Below are 6562 nucleotides of genomic sequence, written 5' to 3' on the forward strand. Positions count from 1 at the left end.
TGTCGCATTTTATTCACCATTTCAGCACATGTTCATTACGTGATTTCTGGAAGATACCGCGATATTGCACATCATTTTTCAGCTTAAGGTTTCAATTTTGACTACGTATTTCAGCAAGTGGCCGCCCTGTTGGCGCACGGCCCAGCCGGTCTCGAAGGTTTCATATCAATGACATCCGGCGGAGGGCATGCTTCGGATGAAGCGTGGAGCAAGGCAACGCGGATCGCGCGTGAGCTGGACCGGATTCTTGATGGAGCGGCGCCGGTGCGTGAGGCTGTGATGCGCGCGGCATCCGAGCTGCGGCTCTCGACACGCCAAGTCTACAACTATCTGGCGCGGTATCGAGAAGAGCGCAGGGTATCCTCCCTGCTACCGCGAACGAGTGGAACAAGGAAACCAAGGATCAGCCCCGCAGTCGAGAGCATCATCGCGACGACCCTGCGGGAGATGTGGTTGCGCCCTGAGCAGCCGGACCTTGCACCAATCGTTGATGAGATCCGCGCCCGCTGCGCAGAGGAAGGACACACTCCGCCCGCCTATGTCACTGTCGCCCGGCGGATCCCCATCCTGTTCGCCCCGGAAGAAATTGCCCGTCGCCGCCTGTCGGATAGTAAACACCTGAACCGGCTGAAGCCGCGACCGGGCTACATCCGGGCTAACCACGCGCTCGACGTTGTCCAGATCGATCACACGCCGGCAGACATCCAATTTGTTGAGGTGATTGATGACCACGGTGTCTTCGTTGGTCGTCCCTATCTGACCATCGCTGCAGATGTGGCCACGAGCGCGATCATCGGCTTCTGCCTGACCCTCGAGCGGCCGTCACGACTGTCTGTGGCGCTTTGTCTTGCGCACGCGATGTGCTGCAAGATTAACTGGCTGGCAGAACGCGGTATCGATCATGCTTGGCCGATGCATGGTCGCCCAAAGCAGATCGTCGTCGATTCCGCCAAGGAATTCCAAAGCAGCACCTTCAGCAGAGGATGCGCGGACTATGGTATTTCCATTCGCATGCGGAACAAGGGCACCGTGCATCGGGGCGGAGTCGTCGAACGCCTGCTTGGGAAAGTGAACACCGCGCTACGCGCCTTGCCCGGCAAGACGGGGCGTTCCATCGCGGATCGGGGCGACTATGCCTCGGAAGCGCGGGCACGGCTCAGCTTCGCGGATCTTGAACGCTGCATCGCGCTCGCGATCATCAACCACAACCTGAGCCAGAATGCGCGTAAGCTGACCGTTCCGGCGAAAGAGTGGGAAGATCGGTTCCAGCCGAAAGACCGGCCGATCGATGCACCTGCCGATGTGCTGCTGAATTTCCTGCCACGCAAGACACGGAAGATTTCACCTCAGGGCATCAGTCTCTTCGCCATCGACTATTTCGAGCCTTGGCTGGGCCCGCTGGTTGCGCGTCGTGACCGGCTGGAGCCGCTCGATCTGTGCTATGATCCTCGCGACATCAGCCATGTCTACGTCAAGGATCCGGATACGTTGGCCTGGCGGCCGGTCAGGCGACGGGACGGACTGGCCGAGCCGATCACGCTCTGGCAGCATCAGGCGGATCGACAGCAGCGGCGCGAAATCCAGCGGCGCCCTGTGCAGGAGGCATCAGCCATCCGACGCGAAATCGCCGCAACTGTTGCCGCTGCCAAAACCCCGAAAAGCCGGTTGAAGGAAATGACCCGCGCCCGGCATGCCACCGAGGCAAAGAAGCCTTATGCCGATCTCGCCGCAACTTCCGCCCCAGCCCAGGCAAAGCTCGACCCGGATCGTCCGCGGCGGGTCTTCCCGGTCGAGGATTGGTAAGGTGCCGGACCACCTCATCCCCGCCGCGGTCCCGCTCTTGCAGGCCGATGACGAGGTGCGGATCGCTCATGTTCGCGCACCGCGCTGGATCAGCCATCCGGCGGCCGGCGCGGCGCATGACGCGATGCAACTGCTGCTTGAGCGACCGCCATCCCTGCGCCCACGCGGTTTGCTGCTTGCCGGTCCCTACCATAACGGCAAGACCATGATCGCCGAACGCTTTGCCGTCGAACATCTGCGTGTTGCCGACCAGCAAAAGGTGTGGGTGATCCAGACCCGGGAAGGTGCAGGGCTGTCGCATTTCTATGCCAGCATCCTGTCCGGATTGCGCGCGCCACAAGCTGCGGGCTGGCGCAGCCTGTCCCGCGCCGGCGATCAGGTGGATCATCTTCTCGAGCGCCTGAAGCCGCGCCTTTTGATATTCGACGAGTTCCACAGCGCGTTGCGCGGGCGGCGCCAGGATGTGAAGGCCATCTTCTCGTTCTTGCGGCGGATCGCACGAGTGCATGACATCTCACCCGTCCTTGTCGGCGAAATCGCGATCTACGATGCGGTGCATGATACGGACGAAATGGGCTCACGTTTCGATACGATCCCCATTCCACGATGGGCGTATGACGAGGAGTTCGCGACGCTTCTCGACAGCCTGGAAGCCAGTCTGCCGCTCGCCGAAGCCTCCGATCTGTCGCGCGAACCCTTGGCGAAGATCCTCCACGATCTGTCAGAGGGGCTGATCGGCGAGGTTGTCGAGATCGTCACCCGGGCCGCAGTTGCGGCAATCTCGCGCGGTGAGGACCGGATCACCGGCGCAACCCTGTCGGACCTTGGCTATTTACCTCTTTCGAGGCGCCGCAATTCGGCTTTGCGTCACGAGATGACATGAGGTTTGGGCCGACCGGGATCTCCGTCACACCTGCAGAGCGGTATGAAAGTGCGGCGGGAAACCGTTGGCCCATGAGCATTATGCCCGCACCAGGTGAACTTCTGTCGAGTTGGCTGCACCGCCTCGCTTACGCAAACGGCATACCTCCGCACTATTTTGCTGCGCTTCTCGGAGCGCCGGGTGAGAACTGGTCGGCGCAGCTTGATCGGGCATTGCCCGATCGCATCCTGCAGCTTTTGGAAGAGCATACCCACATACCTCTGGAAGACATCGCGGCTCTGACCATTGCTCCTGACCCCTTGGCCCGGTTGCGTTTGCCCCTGCGGGCATCGCCTCAGCAGAGTTGCGCACCAAAGACGCAGGCGACCTGGCTGCAATTCTGCCCGGCCTGTCTGGCGGAAGACGAAACGCCCTATTTTCGCCGGAGCTGGAGCCTGGCGACACGCGTTTCTTGCTTTCGCCACGGCTGCCGACTTCGGGACAGGTGCCCATCCTGCGGACAAGGATTGGCTCCGTTCAGCCAGAAGCGTCTTGTACCGCATCAAATCTGCGCCTTATGCGGTACGGCGCTCTGCAAACGCACCCGTCCTGCCACCAATAGGGTTCGGCGTCTTGAGCGCCTGATCGACGATCTGCTTCGTCTTCATGCCGTGGGGTATCGGATGTCAGAGGGGCGGTCACTGCCGGACCTGCTTGGATCGGCCTGCTTTCAATTTGGGCGACGGCCAATGTCCATCGCGCGCCTCCCCCATCGGGATCGCTATCATCTGTTCCGGCAATTGACGGAAGGGCGGTCGACGCCTTTCGGAACGCGAAGAAATCCCGCGATCGCTTATTGGAGACGCGCGGCTCAGGCTGCGCCAGCCTGGCGCGGACTGGTCACATCATTCAGCGATGCCGTCCTGCCTCGGCCTAAAGCTGGGCCTTGCCCCACCACCGCTGGCCCGTATTTGGCAGATCTCATTCAAGCGGCCGCGCGGCTCCATCAGAAGCGGCAAGCGTTTTGAGGGTCAGAGGCGGGTTTCAGGGGCGCGCGGCCAGCCCGGCGTCATTCAGCTGTTCAGCGTCTGGCAGGTCGCGCAAGCTCTCCATCCCGAAGGCCGCAAGGAACGCGTCTGTGGTCACAAAGGTATAGGGGGCACCACGACGCGGCGCGCGTGGGCCAGTTCCAATAAGACCGTGTGCATGCAGCCGCCCGATCAGGTCCCGGCTGATCTCTTTGCCAAAGATATCCTTCAGCCCGTCGCGGGTGATCGGCTGGTGGTAGGCGATGGCCGCCAAAATCGCCACGTCGAAGTCGTTCAGGTCCAGCAACTGGTTCCCGACATCCGCTGCGGCGCGGATCGCAGGCGCGTAAGCGGTCCGCGTCCGGAACATCCACCCCCCTGCGACCATGGCAATCTCGAACGCCCGCCCGTCCAGATCGGCGGCCAGATCCTCGACCAGCAGATCAACCGAGGCCCCCTGCCCCACTATGCGCGCCAGATCCGCGCGCGGTACAGGCGAGGCGGACGCAAACAGCACAGCCTCGATCCGCCGCATCCATTCGCGCCAGCGCAGCTCCTTCGGCAGGTCGGTCAACTCGCGGTCAAGCTCGGTGTCGGGTCCATCCTTGGCCATCGCTCAGACCCCGTAGAGCCGGAAGGTGTCACGGCCAGTCAGTTCGCGCACCGCCCCAAGGTCAACCAGCCGGTCGCAGAGCCGCCGCGCTGCGCGATCCGGCAAAGGCAAGGCACCGGGTGCCACCGCGTCCTGTGCCAGGAAGATCTCGACGGCGTCGGCCGCCCCCTTGGCCCGAAGCTTTGGTGCAACCCCTTTCAAAAGCGCAGCCCGACGCGCGAGGTCGACAGCCAGACGCGTGGCCTCAACCGCGGATGCGGTCACAGCGCGATGACAGGCTAGGCGCAAATCGTGGCCCAGCTTGCGCAGGTCGGCACGTTTCAAACCCGCGGCCAGCAGCGGCACGACATGATCCCAACCAAGCGCCTCGGCGAGGGCGGCGTCCGCGAGGATCAACGCCGGGACTTCGGCACGGGGTGCCTCCGTCAGGACAGCATCTAGCACCACCACGGCACGGGTCACCGGTGCCCCATGTCCCGCATCCAGCCACGTGGCGATCTGGCACGACTCGAAGGTCGGTAAAACTCGGCTCAAAGCCTTGACCGACACCGACCGTTCCACCGCGCGACGCCAGGCAAGGTAAGTTTCCCCCGCGGGACCAGGTAGATCGCCAGGGCGCAGAAGATGAATCGCGTCGCGCAGCTCTGGGGCTCTTTCCGGACGACCAGAAAACCCGACACATGCCTCGGCCGCTCGCAGCGCCAGCCGATCCCGCAACAAGGCTTTGGGGACCTCTTCGCGTCCCAACACAAGATGCAGGTGGTTCAGCGCCGCGCCCGACAAAAACGCAACATCTTCAAGGGTTTCAGTGCGTGCAGAGGTGACCCAGACAGGCATCCGGGGTAACGTGTCCAAGTCGTTGATCTGATCCGGTCGAGCAAATGTCATGCCCAGAGCCTACATTGTCGCGGCGCTTTATACCAGAAAATAGCGAACTAACCGCCTCGCCTTACAGTTTGCATTCATGTCCAATAACCTTGCGTTATCGGACGTAAAAATGATATACTCAAGAACATGGGTCGTCTCACAAATAACAGCACCAAAATCGAGGGGTCGGGCGGGTCAGAATCCGAGATTTCGAGCTCAGCGTCCTATGACTCGCTGAACGGTGACGAACACGACGAGAGAGATCGTTCAGACCGCGATGCAATCGCCCTGCCCTCTCATGTCGCGGGGTCCGGCGCGCTCGACCGGCTGATCGATACCGCCCGAGACTACGCCGAGGCCTCGACGGCCGGGAACACCAACAAGGCCTACGCGGCCGACTGGAAACACTTCACCCGCTGGTGCCGACTGAAAGGCACGGAACCTCTGCCCCCCTCACCCGAGATGATTGGACTTTATGTGGCTGATCTGGCTGCACCAACCGGGAAGACCCCTGCCCTTTCGGTCTCCACGATCGAGCGTCGTCTCTCGGGGCTTTCCTGGAACTATAGGCAGCGCGGGTTCACTCTTGATCGCAAGAACCGCCACATCGCCACGGTTCTGGCCGGGATCAAACGCAAGCATGCGCGCCCGCCGGTTCAGAAAGAGGCGATCCTGCCTGAGGACATCCAGGCCATGGTGGCCAGCCTTCCCTACGATCTCCGCGGGCTCCGAGACCGGGCGATCTTGCTTTTGGGCTATGCAGGCGGCTTGCGCCGGTCGGAGGTGGTCTGCCTCGATGTGCATAAGGACGATACTCCGGACTCCGGCGGTTGGATCGAGATCTTCGATGGAGGCGCCCTGCTCACCCTCAATGCCAAGACCGGATGGCGCGAGGTCGAGGTCGGGCGCGGCTCAAGCGACCAGACCTGTCCCGTCCACGCGCTGGAGCAATGGCTACACTTTGCCAAGATCGACTATGGCCCGGTCTTCGTACGCACATCGCGGGATGGCAAACGTGCGCTCGAAGCCCGCCTCTCCGACAAGCACGTCGCACGGCTGATCAAGGCAACCGTTCTGAAGAGCGGCGTCAGATCCGATTTGCCGGAAGCCAAGCGGCTGGAAATGTTCTCCGGTCATTCCTTGCGCGCCGGACTCGCCTCGTCGGCAGAGGTTGATGAGCGCTATGTTCAAAAGCAACTCGGACATGCGTCGGCCGAGATGACCCGGCGCTACCAGCGCAGGCGCGACAGGTTCCGGGTGAACCTGACCAAAGCGGCAGGGCTGTGAAGCTCAAGAAACTTGACGCGTTGGTGAAGCGCTAAGGTGAAATTCCAGCGCTTCAGTTTCAGCTTACTGCTTCAATTGAAATCGGGAACTAAACGCGACAAC

Annotated in this window: 6 protein-coding genes; 4 read left to right on the top strand and 2 right to left on the bottom strand. The window is 61.9% G+C overall.

Annotation, left to right across the window (positions count from 1 at the left end; translation table 11 throughout):
• Positions 1-168 precede the first annotated feature (168 nt).
• The 3 genes from V3C85_RS00075 to V3C85_RS19415 all read left to right on the top strand — a co-directional run bounded on the left by V3C85_RS00075 (position 169) and on the right by V3C85_RS19415 (position 3693).
• The gene (locus tag V3C85_RS00075) at positions 169-1803 is read left to right on the top strand and encodes a Mu transposase C-terminal domain-containing protein (RefSeq protein ID WP_331792950.1); all 1635 of its coding nucleotides are present in this window, start codon (positions 169-171) and stop codon (positions 1801-1803) included.
• 1 nt (position 1804) lies between these two features.
• Positions 1805-2686, top strand: a complete 882-nt coding sequence (locus V3C85_RS00080) for a TniB family NTP-binding protein (RefSeq protein ID WP_245902637.1) — start codon at positions 1805-1807, stop codon at positions 2684-2686.
• A gap of 80 nt (positions 2687-2766) precedes the next feature.
• Positions 2767-3693 (top strand): TniQ family protein, encoded by a 927-nt coding sequence (locus V3C85_RS19415; protein WP_445941959.1) that lies wholly within the window; start codon positions 2767-2769, stop codon positions 3691-3693.
• Between the two features lie 16 nt (positions 3694-3709).
• Here V3C85_RS19415 and scpB read toward each other — a convergent pair whose 3' ends face one another.
• A complete protein-coding gene (gene scpB / locus V3C85_RS00085) occupies positions 3710-4306 on the bottom strand; it encodes an SMC-Scp complex subunit ScpB (protein WP_331792951.1) in 597 nt (198 codons plus the stop codon).
• Between the two features lie 3 nt (positions 4307-4309).
• The gene (locus V3C85_RS00090) at positions 4310-5194 is read right to left on the bottom strand and encodes a DUF1403 family protein (RefSeq protein ID WP_331792952.1); all 885 of its coding nucleotides are present in this window, start codon (positions 5192-5194) and stop codon (positions 4310-4312) included.
• Positions 5195-5320: 126 nt separating this feature from the next.
• Here V3C85_RS00090 and V3C85_RS00095 point away from each other — a divergent pair, with 126 nt between their 5' ends.
• Positions 5321-6460, top strand: coding sequence for a tyrosine-type recombinase/integrase (locus tag V3C85_RS00095; protein WP_249306237.1), 1140 nt, complete (start codon positions 5321-5323; stop codon positions 6458-6460).
• The last annotated feature ends 102 nt before the right edge of the window (positions 6461-6562 follow it).

This window comes from Pseudotabrizicola sp. L79, from assembly GCF_036553525.1.
GTDB lineage: Bacteria > Pseudomonadota > Alphaproteobacteria > Rhodobacterales > Rhodobacteraceae > Pseudotabrizicola.